This is a genomic window from Klebsiella sp. GN_Kp190, from assembly GCF_040061795.1.
Lineage (GTDB): Bacteria > Pseudomonadota > Gammaproteobacteria > Enterobacterales > Enterobacteriaceae > Klebsiella > Klebsiella michiganensis.
This window is the reverse complement of the sequence record NZ_JBEAFN010000028.1, coordinates 37,425-55,530: the sequence shown is the minus strand read 5'-3', so window position 1 is coordinate 55,530 and position 18,106 is coordinate 37,425. Positions and strand designations below refer to the sequence as shown.

Here is an 18,106-nt window from a genome sequence, read left to right as displayed (position 1 = left end):
GAATATCGGGCTGCAAATGCAGCCCGAATAAAGCTACATGAGAACAGGACTCACCTTATTCATAAGCCAGGGTAAAGTTGGTCACCGCTTCAAAATCACCCGGAGTGACGTTGGTTACGGTAGAGATTTTTTCGAGGTAAGCGCTGAAGTTTAGGGTATTGTCGCCAATGCCCAGGCCGCGACCGCTAGTAGGTACCAATAAAGTCACGGGTTGACCAGAACCATCTTCAATACGCACGCCGGCGCCAGCGGCCTGACCGGAAATAGCCAACATGGTCATATCTCCTGGGACATTACCGCCAGCAAAGGTCACTTTAACGGTGTTATACATCGGGTCGCCGTTTGAATCCTTCTCGAAGGAGCAGTTTTCCAGCTCGATGTCGAACGGACGAGGAGTGGAAATACCGCCGTTATCTAAATGAGTATTGGAAATCTGACCCAGTTCAATACGCTGATCGCCGTAACCATTTTTGATTGAGCATGGTGCATCAATAATGGAACCCCAGAAAGTCACCTTGCCGCTTCCCTGATCGGCCTGAGCTGCGAAAGAGGCGACACCCATAGTGAGAACAACAGCAGATGCAATTTTGCTAATTTTCATAATACATTCCGTTATATTAAAAGTTACTGGATAACCATCCTGGAAATAACATCAGAAGATAATAACGCATATTTATGCTGACAAAATACCGCTATATCCTCTTGAGTTATGTGTATTCCTGACAGCGAAATCATACTAACTTGAAAAAGCTTACAATTGAACATATGCATCTACCACATGGGGCATTACGAGCTAATAATTTCATTAAAAAATAATTTGCAGGATAAAATCTCGCAAAAGCAGTTTAATACGACAATGTATGTAAAAATATTACCAATAATTTAAAAAAATATATTCACAACTTAAAAAAATTTCATCGACAGCATCACGCAATTAAAAAAACCATGTATTTCATACAATTGCAAAAGATCGATGCGCTTGTGGAATATTAGGACTCATCCGTAAGAAAATTCCTAATACATATTGTAGGAAGCGAAGTTTAAAAGCTGAAAAATCCTATGAAAGGGCAGGATTTCTTTATAGAGAGGAGCGCGGAGAGGCTATATTTTACCAGTTGGTCAAAATTCCCTCTGCGGAAGAAATAACCTTATAGAGATGTTGGTCATGCGATCATGATCCACAGCAATATCTTATGCGGTATCTTGCAGGGTTAGAGGAAAGGAATAACCAGGTAGCCGACTCGCTGCCGTAGTGAATCGTCAGGGTGATATCGCAGGCCAGAGAAAACCGCATACCCCTACAGCAAGAGGTGTTATTTTGCCTGTTCCTTGTTATTCTGCTGAATTGTTGTCCAGGTGATTATCATTCAGCGTGGTGATTTTTCAGACGCTGCCCTGGCGCTTGCCGACTCACACTCCAGACCAAAAACGCGGAGAGCGGCAACCCCATTCACACCTGCCCTGCAGGTGTTTTTTCCACAGGGAGATTAACCGTGAAATTTGCATCAGTGCCTTTCAATCAAAATCAGGTGGGATGGCCGCTTAATGAAGAAGATCTTTATCGACAGCCCTCGCTGAGCGGCGACATTAAAGCTGACTGGGTGATTATCGGCTCCGGCTATGCCGGCGTAAGCTTTGCCCGCAGGCTGGCCAGCCTCAATCCGCAGCTGAACATCGTGCTCATCGACGCCGAATGCGCCGCGACCAGCTCCTCGGCGCGAAATTCCGGCTTTATCATCGGCCTGCCGCACAATATCGGCAGCTCTACCGCCGAGCTGAAAAAAGCGCAGGATTACCGCGCCCTGCTCCAGGAGGGGATCCGCCTGCTCGATGAAACGGTGACCGAGCACCAGATTGCCTGCGAATGGGAAAACGTCGGGAAATACCACTGCCAGATAGATCCGTCCAGCGAAGCCATTATGCAGGAGTATGTGGATAACCTGCAGCTGATGCAGGAGCCTTACAGCCTGCTGGACGGCGAAGCGCTGTACCAGAAGCTGGGAACCCGCCTCTACAGCAAAGGAATTTACACCCCCGGCTGTATTCTGGTGAACCCGGCGAAACTGATTGCTGGCCTCGCGCGTCATCTGCCGGAAAACGTCACGGTTTACCATCAAACCCCGGCGCTGGCTATGCGCCAGGAAAACGGCGGCGTCAGGGTGACGACGCTGCAGGGCACGATCCGCGCCGACCAGGCGATGCTGGCGACCAACGCGCTCTCCCGCGAACTCTCGCCCACCGTGAGCCGCCAGGCGTCAATGGCGACCTACGCCAGCATTACCGCCCCGCTCACCCCTGAACAGCGCCAGCGTCTGCCGGCAATGGAAAGCTGGGGATTAACGCCGGTCAACGCGATCGCCGGCGCCACGCTACGCTATACCCACGATCATCGTTTTCTGGTCCGCCAGCATGTCGATCCGGCATTGCGGGGAGTGATTACCGCCGGACAGACCGCCAGCGCCGCGCGCCAGCATCTGGCGCTGTTCCATACGGCCTATCCGCAGCTGCAGGATGTGCCGCTGGAGCGAACCTGGTCCGGGACCATCAGCGTCACCCGCAACGGCGCGCCGGTCTGGGGGCGTCTTGCGCCGCAGATCTGGACCGCCGGGGGCTGTAACGGCGCCGGCGTATCTAAACAGACTATCGCCGGGACGCTGCTTGCCGATCTGGCGATGGGCCAGGACAACCCGCTGATCGCCGCGATGCAGTCGCTCGGCCAGGCGAACGTTATGCCGCCTTCGCCATTCCTCGATATCGGGGTGGCGGGCGCATTATGGAAAGAGCGTTATGTGGGGCGCAAAGAGATGCCCGCGTAGTCGCTGTCTGACAGGTTTCACTGCCCGGGCGTGAAACCTGTTGTTTGGGCTACTCCGGGATCGCTTCATCTTTACGCAGGGTCAGGACCTCGAATCCATCCGCGGTGACGGCGACGGTGTGCTCCCACTGCGCGGACAGTTTTTTATCGCGGGTGACCACCGTCCAGCCATCTTTTTTGGTTTTAATCCGGCTATCGCCCTGGTTCACCATCGGTTCAATGGTAAACACCATCCCCTCCTTGAGCACGGCGCCGGTTCCCGGTATGCCGTAATGCAGCACCTGGGGATCTTCGTGCATCTCTCTGCCGACGCCGTGGCCGCAGTACTCCCTGACCACGCTGTAGCCGTTACCTTCGACATAAGTCTGGATCGCATGGCCGATATCGCCCAGCGTCGCGCCCGGCCTGACGACCTTGATCCCTTTCCACATCGCTTCGTAGGTTTTCTGCACCAGCCGACGGGCCAGCGGTGAAACCTCGCCAATCAGATACATTTTGCTGGAATCGGCAATCAGCCCCTCTTTTTCCAGCGTAATATCCACATTCACGATCATGCCGGATTTCAGATGCTCGCTCTCCTTTGGCATACCGTGACAAACCACTTCGTTGATCGACGTATTCAGCACGTAGGGGAAATCATACTGCCCTTTGCTGGCCGGGCGCGAATGCAGATCGTTGACGATAAAATCCTCTACCCGGTTGTTGATGGCCATGGTGGAGATACCGGGCTGAATAAAGGTATCCAGCATGTCGAAAACCGAGGCCAACAGCTCACCTGCGCGGCGCTGTCTGGCCAGCTCATCCGCGGTCTTAATGGGAATTGATAGCATTGATCACCTCCAGCAACCGGTCAGAGCCGGACTTGAGCATCAGCAGCTTAATTTGCTGATGGTTAAGTTCGGGATAGAGCTCGCTCATCATACCCAGACGGATCCAGTACTCCGCCTGCGCGTTGACCGAACGCGACATCGCCTTGCTGGCGTCACGAATATCGTCGTGCAGCAGGTCGGAAATTTTTACAATGCCCATTTATACGTACCGTAACAATTTATATATGTTTCGTATATTACGCCTCCCCGCTCAAGCAGACAACGTTTGCCGTCAGAAAGCAGAAAACGGGGTTGCGGTTTTTGTCGCCCGCGCTACGGCTGGTTAAGGTTCAGAGCCACTATCTGGATGTTCCGAGGTTCAACAACGGTGCCTTTCGTCGTCACAAATGCATTGTGGACGACGTCCCCGCTCTCTTTATCCACCAGCGCAATATGCGGTTCATCATGCAGGATATTTTTATGCCCCCACGCCATCAGGGAAAACAGGATCGGCGCCAGGCTGCGGCTTTTTGGCGTAAGGATATACTCATAACGTTCGCGCACGCCTTCTTCCTGATAAGGCGTTTTGCTCAGTAAACCCAGTTCCGTCATTTTCTTTAACCGGTTTGCCAGCGTCTGCTTAGGCATTTTTGTATGCGAGCGGATCGTTTCAAAGCGCGTCACGCCGTAGAAAGCCTCTCTTAAAATCAACAAAACCCACCGATCTCCCAGGATTTCCGCTGCCGCAGAAAGCCCGCAAAGCTCCGGTAATAGGTAGGCAACTGAATTATTTTTTGACATGTCCGCTTTCGCTCTTTAATCTGAGTATGAATTTTAGACCTAGCTTATCAAGGAGAATACAATGCCCTTCGTCAATGTACAAACCATTAAAGGAATAATGAACCCGGAGCAAAAAAAAGAGCTTTTACGCCGCATGACCGATCTGATTGTCGAAATTGAAGGGAAAGGCGATCCCGAGTTCCGCCGTTCAGTCTGGGTTCGCATTGATGAGCATGAGCCGGAACAGTGGAGTCTGGGCGGCATACAGCCCACGGCTGAAGCGATCGCGGCAAAATTTTCGTCTGCTCAATAGCTCTGCAAGGTAGCGTATTTATCGATTTACGCCTCGCCCTGTCGCCGAAATGCCAGCAGCGAGGCCCGGCTTTCACCACAATGCCGGCAACAAGTCCAGCGTGTCAGCTACCAGCGCCCGCCTGTCGTTGCCTGGCTTCCAGATAGTGACCATCGTTTGGCCGATCCCCTGATTGCCAACTTCGGTGCGCAAGGTTGTGACGTTTTTCCAGCGCGCCGCATTCATGTGCGTCGGCAAGAATCCCCAGCCGCAGCCCTGTTCAAGCAGGCCACGCAGCATCTCCAGGTCGTTGGTGAAGATGGTATGTCCTGAAATTTGCAGACGGCGGGCCACGGGCTCGTCAGTATCCGGGTGCATAATCACCTGCGGCGCCAGCGAAAGTTCCAGCAGGGATAGCGGTTGTTTAGCGCCGGGAAAAAGCGCTTCGGCGGCGTAAAAATCCATCTCGATTGCCCCTAAGGCGCGCCACTCCATAGCGTCTCCCACGCTACGATGGCGCGCCTGGCAGATCCCCAGGTCGGCCTGCCCGCTCGCCAGCAGCTTTTCCGCCTCGTCGCGCGACGCGTTTATCAGACTCAGACGAACGTTGCGCTGGGCCATAGCGCTAATCAGCCCCTGCAGCAGCGTTCTGGGGGTAAAGGGATCGTAGACCAGGGTCATGTCCTGCGTGGCGCTGTTCGGCACCGCCCTGGCAAACGCTTCAAACGCTTTCACCTGGCGCATCAGCAGGTGCGCCTGCCGCTGCAGCTGCTCACCTTCCGGCGTCAGGCGCAGGCTTCGCCCTTCGCGCAGGAACAGCGCATACCCCAGGCCATCTTCGAGGAACTCAATTAAATCGCGCAGCGTCGTCCGGTCCTTGCCCAGCTGGCGCGCCGCTTTCGCCAGGCTTTTACACTCAACCACGGCGGTGAAGGCCTCCAGCTGGGCAAAAGAATATATCAGGCTCGGCATACGGCCCTCCATTCAGTTGTTGTGGGGGATTTTCCCCCATGATGCGTTTTTTATTATAGGCCGCGTTTTTTTAAGCTGAACACCTTCCTGAGCTGAACGAGTAAAAATATGAAAAGCAAAGTGTTTAACCCTGGCCTGCTGTCTGGCGTTGTTATCAGTCTCTGCAGCGTCCTGCTGGCGCCCGCCGCGCAGGCCGCCTGTACCGGCACCGAACTCAGCGTCTGTCCCGCCCCCTTTGATGCGCCGCTTCCGGATCCCCACAACATGCTCACCTGGAGCCAGACCGACCGGGTAATCGGCTTTCGTAACGACTACCGCAATTACGCTGGCGATGTGTTTCATCACGGTAATGCCGTGCCGTTGCAGGCCGCGGCGAAACGCTTAACCGACGCAAGCTATCGGGTGAACGGTCAAACCTGGAATCTGCAGGATTACCTGCGGCGCCAGAACGTCAGCGGCATGCTGGTGCTGAAAAATGGCAAAGTGGCCTGGAAATATCTGGCAGAAGGCAATACCGACACCACTCTCTGGACATCGCGCTCGGTGGGCAAATCCGTGGTTGCCACCCTGGTGGGCGTGGCGATTAAACAGGGCAAAATTCACTCGCTCGACGATCTCATCACCCAGTATGAACCCGACCTGAAAGGCACCGCCTGGGACGGTGTGACCCTGAAGCAGCTGATTAGCCACACCTCCGGGGTGGCGTGGAATGAGGACTACACTAATCCGCAATCGGACTTCGCCCGGCTTACCGAGTGTGAAGCCAGACCCGGCGCCTATGACTGCGTACGTCAGTTGGTGTCCGGCCTGCGCCGCGCGCATCCTGCCGGCGAGAACTGGTCTTACTCCTCCGGCGGCGCATGGCTGCTGGGGGATGTGCTGGAACGCGCCACCGGCATGACGCTGGCGGCATATCTGGAAAAAAGTATCTGGCAACCCTACGGTATGGCGAGCGACGGCGTGTGGCATGCCTACACAAAAGGTGAGCACGATGTGGGCGCGCACGGCTTTAACGCCACGTTAGAGGATTGGGGGCGCTTCGGTGAGTTCATTCTGCATAACGGCCTGCTGCCGAACGGCGAGCAGATCTTGCCGGAAAACTGGGTTGCCGAGTCATCACGCTGGACTCGGGCGGCAGGCTCGGTGTCCGCGGCGCATCCACACGGTATTTACGGCTACCAGTGGTGGAACAATGAAGTGCCGGCCAATGCGACCAACGTTGAACCTGCGCCGCAGGCATCCCTTCAACATTCGCTGTGGGCGCTGGGCATTTTTGGTCAGATGATAATGGTTAATCAGGCGGAAAATCTGGTCATCGTCCAGTGGTCGACCTGGCCGCAGGCTGAGCCCGCCTTCAGCGCCCAACCGCTGGAAGCCTCGCTGATGTTTAGCGCGATAGCGAAGGCACTGCATTAACCCCGTCGGTGCTGAGCGCCTGAATCAGGGGCCTGGCACCGTCGCCGGCGGCAGAACGTTCACGTTTACCCATAAGCTCCCCGTCCGCTCCAGGCCCGAGCGGACGGGAGGCGTGAAGGTTAATCGACTCTACATACCACGGTGGCATGATCCCACCATGCGTTCTCATTAATATTCACCTCAAGAACCGTAAATTGCTCCGCACGAATCTCGTCCAGCAGGGCCTGGAGCGGTCGCAACGTACGCCAGGGTTTGCCCTCTTTAAGTAAATGATGGCGGATAGGATCGTACGCGAGAATATCCTCGGCATGACGCGGGGTTCCGCACATGGAGCCGATCACCAGTCGTCCTCCGGGTTTCAGTAATCTTCTGACTTCGGCAAAGCAGAGGTGGCGGGCATCGTCAATCAGGCAATGCACACAGCTGCCATCAACAATGAGCTCAAACGTCGCATCCTGACACTGATGAATATGGCAGACATCTCCGACAAAAAAATTTGCCGGGAGACCCGCTTGCTGAAAACGATTTTGTGCCCATCGGATCGCGGTTTCGGACCAATCTATCCCCCACACCGAATAGCCTCGTTCCGCAAAATACTGCGCGGCCATCGCGCCATTCCCGCACCCCAGTTCAAGGACAGGCGCGCCGGGTTGGGGGAAATAGTGCTGTAAATGAAGCCAGCTAAAAACGCGCTCCTGCTGTTCTTTGGCCCGGAAATAACCTTCGCCAGCCCAGGCGATAGCGCCATTTGCCAGCAACTGCCGATACTCTTTTTCATAGCGGTTCATAATCAAGACGCCTTTGTCAGCAGCAACGCTCGTCACTTTACGCGCGGTAGAGGCAGGAGAAAAACCAACCGTCAGACACGCTCCGTCATCTCAGGCAGCAATTGTTCAATCACGTCGATAATACTTCTTACCCGCGGTGGGATAAAGCGGGCGTCAGGATAGACCGCATAGAGAACGCGATCGGGTAATCGCCAGGCGGGTAATACCGGTACCAGCCTGCCGGACTGCAAAGCGTGGGCCGCAAGGGGTAACTGCATGCCGCCGATACCGATGCCGGACTCTAACGCCTGCAGCAGCGCTTCGCTGGTGTTAGCCCGAAACACGGTATTGACTTTCATATCAACCGTTTTATCACCCGAGACCAGCCGCAGCGGCGCGTCCTGCGCGATGCCGCTGAACCGCACGTGCGGGTGGGCGGCCAGCTCGCTGACGGCATGCACCGTTTTAAAACCGGGGGCGGCAAAGAGCGCGGTTTCAATACGCGCCAGCACGCGCGCCGCACTCCCCGGCGGCGGTTCACTGCTCAACCGCAGCGCGACATCCACTCCTTCAGCAACCAGATCGGCAATGCGGTCATCAAGAGAAAGCGTCAGACGCAGCTCGGGGTGCATTTTCTGCAGCGCCAGCAGATGCGGCAAAAAGAGCTGCCCCAGGCCGCTCGGCAGCTGCACGTGCACCCGGCCTTGCCACTGGCGATCGGTTGGCTGTAAGCGCCTTTCCGCTTCATGCATCGCTTCCAGCAAAAGCTGCATATCGCGCCGGTAAATTTCTCCCTGCTCGGTCAGCGCCATCGCACGCGTGGTTCGGTGCAGCAACACCACCCCAAGCTCCTCCTCAAGCGCCGCGATCTGCTGACTGACGGCGGATTGTTTCATTCCGCACTGGCGGGCTGCCGCTGAAAAGGATCCCGCTTCTACCACGCGCAGGAAGGTGGCAATGGCGTTGAGCTTATTATTCATTTAATGATTCTGCTTATAAGTGCCATCAGTTTTACGGGATATGCGTGAAAAAAATAATATACCACACTGCCTCTGTCACCCACCCTGGAGAAGCAACGTGAATAAGATACCGCAACCCAAAATCGCCCTGGTCGCCGGCGCCAGCGGCATTATTGGCAGAGAACTGGTGAAAACGCTGTTACGCAATCGCTGGGAGGTTATCGGCCTCAGCCGCCATGCATCGTCCCACCCGGAAAACATTCCCTTCATTCACGTCGATTTACTGGATGCGCAGCACAGCGCGCAAAAACTGCATTCGCTCAACGGCGTCACCCACATTTTTTACAGCGCATGGGCCAACGCCGGGAACTGGGCGGAAATGGTTGAACCGAACGTCACCATGCTGCGCAACCTGGTCAGCAACATCGAGCAAACCGCACCGCTACGGACGGTAAGCCTGATGCAGGGATACAAAGTGTACGGCGCGCATCTTGGTCCGTTCAAAACCCCGGCGCGTGAAAGCGATCCCGGCGTACCCGGGGCCGAATTTAACGCCGCTCAGCTCACCTGGCTCAGCCATTTCCAGCGCGGAAAAACGTGGCGCTGGAACGCGATCAGGCCGGGTGTGGTCGGCAGTACGGTGCCCGGCAACGCCATGAATCTCGCACTCAGCATCGCGATCTATGCTTCGCTATGTAAAGCGCAGGATCTACCGCTGCGTTTCCCCGGTTCGGAAAAAACCTGGCACAGCATTGTCGATCACACGGACGCCGGGTTGCTGGCTGATGCCACGCTCTGGGCCGCGACCTCGCCAACGGCGCAAAACCAGGCGTTCAACGTCAATAACGGCGACATCTGGCGCTGGTGCGAGCTGTGGCCGCGCATCGCGAGCTGGTTTGAACTGGCATCCGCCCCGCCGGTCAGACTGTCATTTAACCAGCTGTTTGTGGATTACCGCTCGCACTGGCGCGAACTGGCCGGGCAGAGTCTGGTGGAAGCGGACATCTTAAGGCTCAGCGACGGTAAATTTGCTGATTTCGTCTTTGGCTGGAACTACGACATGTTTGGCGATGGCAGCAAACTGCGCCGGGCGGGCTTCACTGAAATGCAGGCCACCGACGATATGTTTTTCCGCCTGTTCGCTCAGCTGAGAGCCGCGCGCATTATCCCCTGATAACGCCTCCGCCAGACAGATATTCTGCCACTCTCAAAGAGCCATTAACGCCGCGCGATCAACCCACGCTTCTGTTTTTCGCGCGCGACTCGCGCTTCGCGCTCTGGCTCTCCCCGCTTTTTAATTAAATATAAAACGATAAAAGTTTATTGTAAAACGATAAACACCAGGATAATCTGCGCGCTCTTTCACCGACCAGATTGCCAGGAGAGGCAAGTCATGAACAGAAGTATGCTGCGCGGGGGGTTACTCTCCGGGGCGCTGCGGCGCGCGCCGGCGATGTCAGCCGAGATGTCAGGATTTGCCGGGACGGGCGCGTCAGTTGCTCCACGCTATTCAGGGTCCAGTACACCTTGTATTCATTGCGGTTGTACTCATTTTAAGGAGAAAGCATGATCGGGTATCGATACCGCAGATACTGCAGTGACTGGCAAATCCTGTGCTCAGGCCTGGCTTTTGTCGCGGTGATGGCGGCAGGCATTTATTTGCAACCCGGCTTCAGACCCTTGACCACCCAGGTATCCGGGGACAAAGCGCTGGTTGCCTTTTTAACGCCGCTGCTCAAAGGCGCGCACGGTCACGTCGCCGCAGCGCTCATCACGCCAGGCGGCGTGCGCTATGGTATCTGGGGCAATGATTATGCCAGGCAGTTTGAGATTGGCAGCCTCAGCAAAACCCTGACCGCCAGCCTGCTGATTGATGCCATCCGGCGCGGCGAAGTCACAGCCACGACGCAGGTCGGCGATCTGGTGCCAGAGCTCGTCGGTCCGGCGCGGAATATTAGCCTTGAGGAGCTCGTCTCGCATCGTTCGGGCCTGCCTCCGTTCGCCTCATCGCTCACGCAGAAAATCGCCATGCTTACCGCCATTGTGAGACGAGAAAACCCGTGGAGCTACGATCGCCAGGAGCTGGCGGAAATGATTAACCGGGCGCGGATACCGAAGGTCAAAATATTTGATTACTCCAATTCCGGGTTTGCCCTGCTGGGGCTAGCGCTGGAACGCGCCTCTCACCGTACATTCGCGGCGTTGCTGGTACAGCGCGTTTTTGCACCGGCCGGGATGACCCGTTCGCTTGTGGCGCAAGAGACGACGCCGCCTGACGCGGCATTTATGCCGGGCTGGTCAGCGTCAGGTTTACGCGAAGCGCCGTGGATCTTAAAGGCCTTCTCGCCTGCGGCCGGCGTACGTTCCACTATTGTCGATATGACGAAATATGCCCAGGCGCTTATGGCAGGAAAACTGGCCGGAAGCCAGGGCATGGCGCCGCGGTTCGCGACCGACGATCCCGATTCACGGGTAGGCTATTCATGGTTCACCACCGCTATCAAGGGACGGGATATTATCTGGCACGATGGTCAGTCCGCGGGCTATGCCGCCGTGATGGCCTTTGACCCCGAGCGTAAAACCGCCGTCGTGATCCTCTCAGATACCGCATGGCCGGTAATTGTGCCGGCAATCAAATTGCTGCTTTCCACGCTATCCGACGTTAAGGAAGAACGATGAACTGGATTAATATGCTGTGGGCGATATTGACCCTGCTGTCAGTGGCGGTCTTTATTTCCGGAAACGGGTTTGCACGGTACAAAGTACGCCTTATTAATTATGTTCTCTTCACCTTCATTGTTATTTATATTGCCGAGTCATTACAAACCATCGATAACCTGAGTAAAACAGGCTACCTGATGCGAATGTTGACTTGGACAATACAGGCGGCGTTTATTGCCATCGGTCTGTTTAGCGTCTGGCAGCGCCCGTGGTTCCGCGGCCCGTCGCGACGGGCGGCCGGACTACACGTTGTCTTATCTCTGCTCCTTATGTCATGCTTAGGCGTGCTGGTTCTGTAATCGCACCATTATTCAGGAAGGTTAAAGGTGAAAAACGCACGAAACAAACTCAGTCTGTTCTTACTGGCTGGAATATTACCGCTGTTTTTTATTCTGGCGGTCATTACGCCAGTGTGGATCTATTTTACCGGCGAGTCGTTTTTCCTCGCAAATATGCTTGAGTTTGCCGAGGTTCCGCTCGGTAATGAAAGCGGTCTGACGGCACCGACTTTTAAACTGCTGGCGCTGCTGGCGATACTCTATTTACCCGCCGGGCTTTTCGCCTGGGCGATCTGGCAGGGGATCCGCGTCACTCAATACGTCAGAAAACGCACCATTCTGAGCCTCGACCTGGCGCTGAGGGTAAGAAAAATCGCGCTGGCGATGCTGGGGATGGGGCTCCTGCTGCCGCTGTTTCGCTTCCTAGTGCCGCTGGTTTTTTACTGGCCGCATCCTTATACCCAGATCGTTCTTTTACTTAGCGATTTTGTCCTGCTGCTGACCGGCGGCTTGTTATTTGTGACGTTTCACTCCATGCTCGAAGGGATCAGAGCGGAAAATGAGAATAAGGAGTTTATCTGACTATGGCGGTAGTGGTTAATCTGGACAAATTGCTGGTAGAGAGAAAAATGACGTCCAGAGCGCTGGCGGCCTATGTAGGGATTACCGAGCAAAACCTGTCTTTGCTCAAATCAGGAAAGGTGAAAGGTATCCGCTTCGATACGCTGGCAAAAATCTGCCAGGCGCTGGAGTGCCAGCCAGGCGATATTCTCGCCTGGGAGGCGGATTAACGCCCTTTCTCGATCGTGCAGGCCCACTGCTGGCTCATGCTGCTCTGGCTGGTGGCGATTTGCAGCGACAGGCTGGCGTCAAGGGTATGCGTGACGCTGTATTCAAGCACCACATCATCCAGATCGCGGGCGACGCGCTCAATGCGAAACAGAGCCTGGCCGGGTTCAATATTGAGCAATCCCGCCGTGCGGCTATCGCAGCACACCGGCGTATAGCGTTCCGTGGCGTTGGCCGGCGAGTAGCCGAACGTTTCCCGCAGCTGCTTATACAGCGATCGGCTGCCGTCCACGTGGCTCAGATCGTTATAGATACGGCCATTAAGCCAGGTCAGCACATGGCCAACCGGCCGGTCGCCCTGCACTAACAGCCGCTCCAGACGCATCAACTGGCAGCCTAAATCCAGCCCCATTTGCTCCGCCACCTGGCGGTCGGCCATGGTCGAAATCAGCGACAGAACTTCCACGGCTATCTCCCCCGGCGGAGCAAAGGTGGTCAGTACGTCCGGGAGGTCGGTGTAGTATTTCTGCAGCGCATCGCGGTTAATAAACGTCCCTTTACCCTGTTCGCGGTACACCATGCCAATACTGGCCAGCGAATCTATCGCCTGTTTAATGGTACCGCGCGCGACCTTAAACTCCCCGGCGAGCAGCAGTTCGCCCGGGAGTTTATCGTCATAGGTAAAAGAGAGGATCCGCTGCAGGATAACGTCTTTTATCCTTAAATAGAGAGGGAGTCCATCCGACTCAAACATACTTGTGCTCCAACTCAGAGGTAGTGTATCTGGCTCCTGTAAGCGCTAAGTATATCCTGATTTATCTCCTGATTACCGTCTATGTTTGCGCTGGCGAGAATGGGCGGCGTGCGCGCATTTTCCAGCATGATTTCGCAAATACGTAATACCAGGCTGTTAGCGATGGTCGCGCCCATGATGGTGGAGAGCGGCGCGGCTTTCTGCGCCATCCCCGGCAGGCTCACCGCCGCATCGCCATACTCGCAGTGGTTATCAATGGTGATATCGGCCACATCCACCAGCAGCTTGCCGCTGGAGTGGCGCGACGTCACGCGCGCCGCCGTCGCCAGGCTGGTAATCGCGATAACCTTTGCGCCGCACGCTTTCGCCGCCAGCGCGACATCAATGGTAATCGCGTTGCGTCCCGACACCGAATGGATCAGCAGCGTATCTTCAGCCCTTAGCGGCGACTGCTCCACCAGTACCCGACCGAGGTGCTCCACATTTTCCACCGCGCTGGTGAGGGTTAACGGCCTGACGTTAAGCATCAGCGCAGGCGTAAAAAGCGGATTGATGATGGCCAGGCCGCCCGCGCGATAGCTCATCTCCTCCGCCAGAATCCCGGCGTGGCTGGCGCCAAAGACGAAGATGTTGCGCTGCCCCATAATGCTGTGGGACATGATTTCCGCCGCCCGGGTGAGTTCATCGGGGCGCTGCTCAAGAAAAGCCAGCTTCTGGCGGATCTGACTGTAGTACTGTTTCAGGGCCTGACTCATAGACTTCCTCCCGATATCAGAACGCCAGCAGGCGGGTCAAAAGATGAATGACTGGCGCGAGGACAAACATATCGCTGTCGCCTGCCCATAGCGCGGTATCCGGGATCGTATTGTCGATAAAGCCGGTGACGCAGAAATACTGCCCCCAGGCGACCACGGTCGAGGTGATAAACCCCGCCAGCAGAGCGCCTTTATAGCCTCCGGTAATATTGCCGAAGACCCCCGCCGTACCGGCGTGAAAGAAAATCACAATCATACTGGGAATAAAAACGTAGCCGGTATAGCGGCCGATCAGGGTCAGCCACAGCAGCGAGCCGACAAAAGCGCCGACAAACCCCAGCACCACCGCGTTTGGCGCAAAGTTAAACAGTATCGGGCAGTCCAGCGCCGGTTTTGCGCCGGGCACCAGCCGCGATCCGATGCCGTTAAACGCCGGCACCATTTCGCCAATAAACATCCGTACGCCGAGCAGCACGACGGCAATGCCGCCGGTAAACATCAGCGATTGTTTGAGGGCATAGATGTAGAAGCTCAGGTCGCCGGATTGCGCCAGGATCTCCGCCGCTTTCGGCGTACCTTTAATCTGCAGAATAAAGGTGCCAATAAAGAACAGCAGCGCCATGGTCAACGCCGTCACCACGTTGGAGTCGCGCAGGAAACCCAACTTTTTAGGGACTTTGATATCTTCGGAGCTGATTTTGTTGCGGGCGAAAATCTGGCCAAAAATCGCCCCCAGCAGCGCGACGGAGGCGGAAGTATGCCCCAGCGCCACGTTGTCGTTGCCGGTAATTTTTCGCACCCAGGGCTGAACCAGCGCGGGCTGTAGGGTCCAGTAGAGCCCCATAATCACCGTTAGCATCAGCGTCAGCTGCACCGCTGAAATAGCGGGCTCGGTGTTCACCATCACCCCGGCAAAGATCATCGTCGTCCAGAACATCATATGTCCTGTCAGGTAGATGTATTTAAAGCGCGTCAGCCGGGCCAGCAGCAAATTGATGGCGAATCCGCCGGCAATGGCGATGGTCACGCTGCTTCCGTAGCGTTCGCTGAAGCGCGCCTGGCCGATAATATTGGTCAGGTTCATGGAGCTGAGACCGAAAACTTCGGTCCAGATCGGCTGAAATATCAGCAGCGCGGAGACGATAATCCCGGCCCCCGCGCCGATGATCAGAAAGCCCAGAATGCCTTTCAGGGTGCCGGACACAATGTCCGCCAGCGATTTCTTTTGCAGCACTAGCCCCAGCAGCACAATCAGGCCAATTAAGATCGACGCTTCACCAAATATATTGATGGTTATCCAGCGCAGCACGCCAAGAAACTCGCTCATGACGGCTCTCCTGCGGGCAGAATTTTCGCCTGGGTCAGCGCCGCGGTGATTTCGGCGTTATCGATATAGTTGTTCACCACCACCACCGGACAGGACAGATGCTTAAGGTTGTCCACCAGCTCCGCGTTGGTTATCACCACATCGGCGTTGGCCGAAGCGGCGGAAGAGACATCCATATGTTCCACGGATGCCTGAATCCCGTGCTGTTTTAACACCGCCTCAACGTTCATTTTTAAAATCAGGCTGGAGCCCATACCTAAACCACAGACTGTCAGAATTTTCATCGCTATTCACTCCGTGTTCATCACGCTACAAACGCTGCGAGCCGCTGGCTAACAGCCGATAAAGTTGTTCTGGATCGTTCGAATGCATCAGGGTATGCAGGTTATTTTCATCGCTGAGTACGGTCACGATATGCTGGATAAGGTGGATATGGGCATCGCTGCTGGTTGCCGAAAGCCCCAGCACCACCTGCACCGGGTCGTTTTCCGCATGACCAAACGCCAGCGGTTCACGCAGCCTGACCGCGCTGATCTGCGCTTTCATCGCCCCCTGCTCCGGGCGGGCATGCGGCAGCGCCAGCCCGGGGGCAATGACAAAATAGGGGCCCAGCTCGCGGTAGCTATCGACCATTGCCTGGACGTATTGCGGGCTACAGGCTCCCGCGCGGCACAGCGCATTCCCCGCCTCGCGGATGGCCTCCTCAGGGGTAGCGGCCGGGCAGTCTACACGTATCGCCTGACGCTCAATCATCGGAGGCTCCTTGGGTTAGGTGATGACGGATAGAGGCAAGCGTGGTCGCCAGCGCCCGCTGGACGAACGCGCGCCCTTTCTCTTCGCTGGCGGCAGTTGGATCGCCCAGCACCGCATAGTCAGAAAACTCGGTCCAGGGTATCGGCTGATAGCGAAAATTGTTCGGGAAAGCCGGATAATGCGCGCGGGCGTTGGTCATGGTGACGAACTCTGGCGCCAGCGCCAGCATCAGCGAGGTTTCGACCTCATCAGCATGCATATAGCCGGGGTAAGCCACCGCGGTGGTTTGCCGTCGTTTTACCTCCTCCTCCATCCCCGCCCAGCTATAGCTAAGCAAGGTAATACCCTGCTCTTTTAGCTGCCGGGAGGCCGCTTTCATCGCATCAAAATTGCCGTAATGCGCGTTAATCACCGCCGTGGTGGTGATACCGTAGCTGGCCATGTTTTCCGCCAGCGACACCAGCAGCGACGTCAGCCGTTCATGACCGATATCAATCGCGCCCGCGTGGCCGCGCAGGGACCAGACCTGGCTGTAGGAAACGACCGGCAGGCTCAGGGCGCACTCGCCCAGCTGCTCGTCAAGCAGCGCACAAAACCGCTCGGCCAGCAGGTTATCGGTATCCAGCGGCAGGTGGTCGCCGTGCGGCTCGACGGCGCCTAGCGGCAATAAGGCGATCCGCGCCTTTTGTAACGCCCGCCGGGCCTCGCTTTCGTTTAAACGATGCAGCTTCATAACATCTCCTCAGGCAAAAGCGAGGTAACGCGCCGGGTTGTCGACGAAGAAATCATGCAGCAGCGCTTCGCCGTCAAACCCGGCTTCCCGGGCCTCGTCAATGAATCTTGGCCGCCAGTCGCTAAGGATAAATTTCAGCCCCAGCCCCCCTTTGCCGTAATGCGCGCTCATGGATTTACGGGCAAAATCGCCGCCGATTAAGATCTGCTTTTGATAACCGCGCTGGCAGAGCGCCAGGATGGCCTGGGTACGGATGTGCTCGGGATGATATTTGATGCGGCTGATACCGTCGAAAGAGAGAAACGCCCCGGTGTTGGCGATCTGACGGTGCAGCCAGGGATCGGGGTTACGATCCATATGAGCAAAACATAAGCGGGAGAGATCCAGCCCCCATTTTTTAAAGAGCTGCGCCTGCTCGAGTCCCATCGTCCCCATTTCCGTATGGCTGTGCATCGGCGCCCCGGTGCGCTGCTGGGCGCGAACGATAACCTCCATGGTTTTTTGTTCCAGAGGGGAAATGGCGTTATAGCCGGTACCGCACTTCACCACGCCAGCCCGATGTTCGGTGCCCTCTATCCCCTCAGTGACCTCGCGACAGACATGTTCAACCAGTTCATCAACGTCTGAATGTGCAATCCATTCGGCGAAAGTCTGCGCGGAGCCCGGCCGCTTGCTGCTCCACAGAAAGCCTTTGTTAAAACCCGCAGTGGCGATAATGTGCAGCTGCTGGCGCTGCGCCATGGCGGCGACGGCTGCGGCCTGACGGCCATAATCCGGCGCGGTGGCGTCGTATATGGCGTTACCACCCGCCCGGCGGAAGTCGCTTAATTCACGCTCTGAAGCCTGCGGATCGTCGAGTAACAGATCGTCATCCTGACGCTCGGCCCAATAGGGCGGAATACAGTAGATATGGTCATGGCTGTAGGTGACGCCCAGCTGATTAGCGGAAATATCCCCGTTTAACGTTCGAATGATGCCCATGTTTCTTGCTCCCCGGAACGGATAAGAAGGTGCTTTCAACATAGGCGCGACCCACTTGACCAGTCAAGTGATCAAGTTCGCATCGGTCATATAAAATTTCTATCTGTGAGCCCGGTAGATATTTAAAACGCGATAACGGCGCACTACGCGGCTGACTTCCCGGAAACAGAAATTATATCTGTAAGAGGATCGTGCCGGGGACGGT

General features: G+C 56.0%; 22 protein-coding genes. 8 read left to right on the top strand and 14 right to left on the bottom strand.

Going from position 1 to position 18,106, the window contains the following annotated elements; all coding sequences use genetic code 11:
• Positions 1-55 precede the first annotated feature (55 nt).
• The gene (locus tag ABLU67_RS16750) at positions 56-601 is read right to left on the bottom strand and encodes a fimbrial protein (RefSeq protein ID WP_025106302.1); all 546 of its coding nucleotides are present in this window, start codon (positions 599-601) and stop codon (positions 56-58) included.
• An 892-nt stretch (positions 602-1,493) separates the two neighbouring features.
• Between ABLU67_RS16750 and ABLU67_RS16745 the strand changes: the two genes are divergently transcribed.
• A complete protein-coding gene (locus ABLU67_RS16745; protein ID WP_049079766.1) occupies positions 1,494-2,816 on the top strand; it encodes an FAD-binding oxidoreductase in 1,323 nt (440 codons plus the stop codon).
• 49 nt (positions 2,817-2,865) lie between these two features.
• Here the strand turns inward: ABLU67_RS16745 and map are convergent, their stop codons facing one another.
• The 3 genes from map to ABLU67_RS16730 form a co-directional block, all read right to left on the bottom strand.
• Entirely contained in the window at positions 2,866-3,645 is a 780-nt protein-coding gene (gene map, locus ABLU67_RS16740) for a type I methionyl aminopeptidase (protein ID WP_004850994.1), read from the bottom strand.
• Entirely contained in the window at positions 3,626-3,844 is a 219-nt protein-coding gene (locus ABLU67_RS16735; RefSeq protein ID WP_014838522.1) for a ParD-like family protein, read from the bottom strand. The genes map and ABLU67_RS16735 overlap by 20 nt, the downstream gene beginning before the upstream one ends.
• Before the next feature lie 113 nt (positions 3,845-3,957).
• Positions 3,958-4,425 (bottom strand): helix-turn-helix domain-containing protein, encoded by a 468-nt coding sequence (locus ABLU67_RS16730; protein WP_014229412.1) that lies wholly within the window; start codon positions 4,423-4,425, stop codon positions 3,958-3,960.
• A 61-nt stretch (positions 4,426-4,486) separates the two neighbouring features.
• Between ABLU67_RS16730 and ABLU67_RS16725 the strand changes: the two genes are divergently transcribed.
• Positions 4,487-4,717: a tautomerase family protein gene (locus ABLU67_RS16725; protein WP_014229413.1), complete on the top strand. Its 231-nt coding sequence runs from the start codon at positions 4,487-4,489 to the stop codon at positions 4,715-4,717.
• Between the two features lie 72 nt (positions 4,718-4,789).
• Here the strand turns inward: ABLU67_RS16725 and ABLU67_RS16720 are convergent, their stop codons facing one another.
• Positions 4,790-5,668: a LysR family transcriptional regulator gene (locus ABLU67_RS16720; protein ID WP_025106299.1), complete on the bottom strand. Its 879-nt coding sequence runs from the start codon at positions 5,666-5,668 to the stop codon at positions 4,790-4,792.
• A 108-nt stretch (positions 5,669-5,776) separates the two neighbouring features.
• Here ABLU67_RS16720 and ABLU67_RS16715 point away from each other — a divergent pair, with 108 nt between their 5' ends.
• A complete protein-coding gene (locus tag ABLU67_RS16715) occupies positions 5,777-7,084 on the top strand; it encodes a serine hydrolase (RefSeq protein ID WP_048252258.1) in 1,308 nt (435 codons plus the stop codon).
• Positions 7,085-7,203: 119 nt separating this feature from the next.
• On the opposite strand, the gene ABLU67_RS16710 is transcribed toward ABLU67_RS16715, so the two are convergent.
• Both ABLU67_RS16710 and ABLU67_RS16705 read right to left on the bottom strand, forming a co-directional pair.
• Positions 7,204-7,872 (bottom strand): class I SAM-dependent methyltransferase, encoded by a 669-nt coding sequence (locus ABLU67_RS16710; protein ID WP_049082562.1) that lies wholly within the window; start codon positions 7,870-7,872, stop codon positions 7,204-7,206.
• Between the two features lie 71 nt (positions 7,873-7,943).
• Entirely contained in the window at positions 7,944-8,831 is an 888-nt protein-coding gene (locus tag ABLU67_RS16705; protein WP_025106296.1) for a LysR family transcriptional regulator, read from the bottom strand.
• Positions 8,832-8,928: 97 nt separating this feature from the next.
• Between ABLU67_RS16705 and ABLU67_RS16700 the strand changes: the two genes are divergently transcribed.
• The 5 genes from ABLU67_RS16700 (at position 8,929) to ABLU67_RS16680 (ending at position 12,600) form a co-directional block, all read left to right on the top strand.
• Positions 8,929-9,984, top strand: a complete 1,056-nt coding sequence (locus ABLU67_RS16700; protein WP_025106295.1) for an SDR family oxidoreductase — start codon at positions 8,929-8,931, stop codon at positions 9,982-9,984.
• Between the two features lie 392 nt (positions 9,985-10,376).
• On the top strand, positions 10,377-11,489 hold the full coding sequence (locus ABLU67_RS16695) for a serine hydrolase domain-containing protein (RefSeq protein ID WP_348852388.1): 1,113 nt from the start codon (positions 10,377-10,379) through the stop codon (positions 11,487-11,489).
• Positions 11,486-11,830: a hypothetical protein gene (locus ABLU67_RS16690; protein WP_025106293.1), complete on the top strand. Its 345-nt coding sequence runs from the start codon at positions 11,486-11,488 to the stop codon at positions 11,828-11,830. Before ABLU67_RS16695 ends, ABLU67_RS16690 begins: the two co-directional genes overlap by 4 nt.
• 27 nt (positions 11,831-11,857) lie before the next feature.
• The gene (locus ABLU67_RS16685) at positions 11,858-12,391 is read left to right on the top strand and encodes a DUF2975 domain-containing protein (RefSeq protein ID WP_221687365.1); all 534 of its coding nucleotides are present in this window, start codon (positions 11,858-11,860) and stop codon (positions 12,389-12,391) included.
• Between the two features lie 2 nt (positions 12,392-12,393).
• Entirely contained in the window at positions 12,394-12,600 is a 207-nt protein-coding gene (locus tag ABLU67_RS16680; protein WP_004120193.1) for a helix-turn-helix transcriptional regulator, read from the top strand.
• On the opposite strand, the gene ABLU67_RS16675 is transcribed toward ABLU67_RS16680, so the two are convergent.
• Genes ABLU67_RS16675 through ABLU67_RS16645 form a run of 7 tightly spaced genes read right to left on the bottom strand, consistent with a single transcriptional unit; the run spans position 12,597 to position 17,901 of the window.
• Positions 12,597-13,352, bottom strand: coding sequence for a GntR family transcriptional regulator (locus ABLU67_RS16675; protein ID WP_004851009.1), 756 nt, complete (start codon positions 13,350-13,352; stop codon positions 12,597-12,599). The genes ABLU67_RS16680 and ABLU67_RS16675 overlap by 4 nt on opposite strands.
• Positions 13,353-13,366: 14 nt before the next feature.
• Positions 13,367-14,107 (bottom strand): SIS domain-containing protein, encoded by a 741-nt coding sequence (locus tag ABLU67_RS16670; protein ID WP_009652212.1) that lies wholly within the window; start codon positions 14,105-14,107, stop codon positions 13,367-13,369.
• Between the two features lie 16 nt (positions 14,108-14,123).
• Entirely contained in the window at positions 14,124-15,434 is a 1,311-nt protein-coding gene (locus tag ABLU67_RS16665) for a PTS ascorbate transporter subunit IIC (protein ID WP_004851013.1), read from the bottom strand.
• Positions 15,431-15,718 (bottom strand): PTS sugar transporter subunit IIB, encoded by a 288-nt coding sequence (locus ABLU67_RS16660; RefSeq protein WP_004851015.1) that lies wholly within the window; start codon positions 15,716-15,718, stop codon positions 15,431-15,433. Before ABLU67_RS16660 ends, ABLU67_RS16665 begins: the two co-directional genes overlap by 4 nt.
• Positions 15,719-15,743: 25 nt before the next feature.
• Positions 15,744-16,187 (bottom strand): PTS sugar transporter subunit IIA, encoded by a 444-nt coding sequence (locus ABLU67_RS16655; RefSeq protein ID WP_014229418.1) that lies wholly within the window; start codon positions 16,185-16,187, stop codon positions 15,744-15,746.
• Positions 16,180-16,920, bottom strand: a complete 741-nt coding sequence (locus ABLU67_RS16650) for a creatininase family protein (protein WP_032719139.1) — start codon at positions 16,918-16,920, stop codon at positions 16,180-16,182. Before ABLU67_RS16650 ends, ABLU67_RS16655 begins: the two co-directional genes overlap by 8 nt.
• Positions 16,921-16,929: 9 nt before the next feature.
• A complete protein-coding gene (locus ABLU67_RS16645) occupies positions 16,930-17,901 on the bottom strand; it encodes a phosphotriesterase (RefSeq protein ID WP_004851020.1) in 972 nt (323 codons plus the stop codon).
• Positions 17,902-18,106 lie beyond the last annotated feature (205 nt).

Bases quoted from the DNA above. Each gene is read 5' to 3' on its own strand.
- ABLU67_RS16715 (WP_048252258.1), top strand. From the start codon at position 5,777: ATGAAAAGCAAAGTGTTTAACCCTGGCCTGCTGTCTGGCGTTGTTATC.
- ABLU67_RS16720 (WP_025106299.1), bottom strand. From the start codon at position 5,668: ATGCCGAGCCTGATATATTCTTTTGCCCAGCTGGAGGCCTTCACCGCC.
- ABLU67_RS16690 (WP_025106293.1), top strand. From the start codon at position 11,486: ATGAACTGGATTAATATGCTGTGGGCGATATTGACCCTGCTGTCAGTG.
- ABLU67_RS16675 (WP_004851009.1), bottom strand. From the start codon at position 13,352: ATGTTTGAGTCGGATGGACTCCCTCTCTATTTAAGGATAAAAGACGTT.
- ABLU67_RS16655 (WP_014229418.1), bottom strand. From the start codon at position 16,187: ATGATTGAGCGTCAGGCGATACGTGTAGACTGCCCGGCCGCTACCCCT.
- map (WP_004850994.1), bottom strand. From the start codon at position 3,645: ATGCTATCAATTCCCATTAAGACCGCGGATGAGCTGGCCAGACAGCGC.
- ABLU67_RS16695 (WP_348852388.1), top strand. From the start codon at position 10,377: ATGATCGGGTATCGATACCGCAGATACTGCAGTGACTGGCAAATCCTG.
- ABLU67_RS16735 (WP_014838522.1), bottom strand. From the start codon at position 3,844: ATGGGCATTGTAAAAATTTCCGACCTGCTGCACGACGATATTCGTGAC.
- ABLU67_RS16650 (WP_032719139.1), bottom strand. From the start codon at position 16,920: ATGAAGCTGCATCGTTTAAACGAAAGCGAGGCCCGGCGGGCGTTACAA.
- ABLU67_RS16665 (WP_004851013.1), bottom strand. From the start codon at position 15,434: ATGAGCGAGTTTCTTGGCGTGCTGCGCTGGATAACCATCAATATATTT.
- ABLU67_RS16725 (WP_014229413.1), top strand. From the start codon at position 4,487: ATGCCCTTCGTCAATGTACAAACCATTAAAGGAATAATGAACCCGGAG.
- ABLU67_RS16645 (WP_004851020.1), bottom strand. From the start codon at position 17,901: ATGGGCATCATTCGAACGTTAAACGGGGATATTTCCGCTAATCAGCTG.
- ABLU67_RS16710 (WP_049082562.1), bottom strand. From the start codon at position 7,872: ATGAACCGCTATGAAAAAGAGTATCGGCAGTTGCTGGCAAATGGCGCT.
- ABLU67_RS16660 (WP_004851015.1), bottom strand. From the start codon at position 15,718: ATGAAAATTCTGACAGTCTGTGGTTTAGGTATGGGCTCCAGCCTGATT.
- ABLU67_RS16730 (WP_014229412.1), bottom strand. From the start codon at position 4,425: ATGTCAAAAAATAATTCAGTTGCCTACCTATTACCGGAGCTTTGCGGG.
- ABLU67_RS16670 (WP_009652212.1), bottom strand. From the start codon at position 14,107: ATGAGTCAGGCCCTGAAACAGTACTACAGTCAGATCCGCCAGAAGCTG.
- ABLU67_RS16705 (WP_025106296.1), bottom strand. From the start codon at position 8,831: ATGAATAATAAGCTCAACGCCATTGCCACCTTCCTGCGCGTGGTAGAA.
- ABLU67_RS16680 (WP_004120193.1), top strand. From the start codon at position 12,394: ATGGCGGTAGTGGTTAATCTGGACAAATTGCTGGTAGAGAGAAAAATG.
- ABLU67_RS16750 (WP_025106302.1), bottom strand. From the start codon at position 601: ATGAAAATTAGCAAAATTGCATCTGCTGTTGTTCTCACTATGGGTGTC.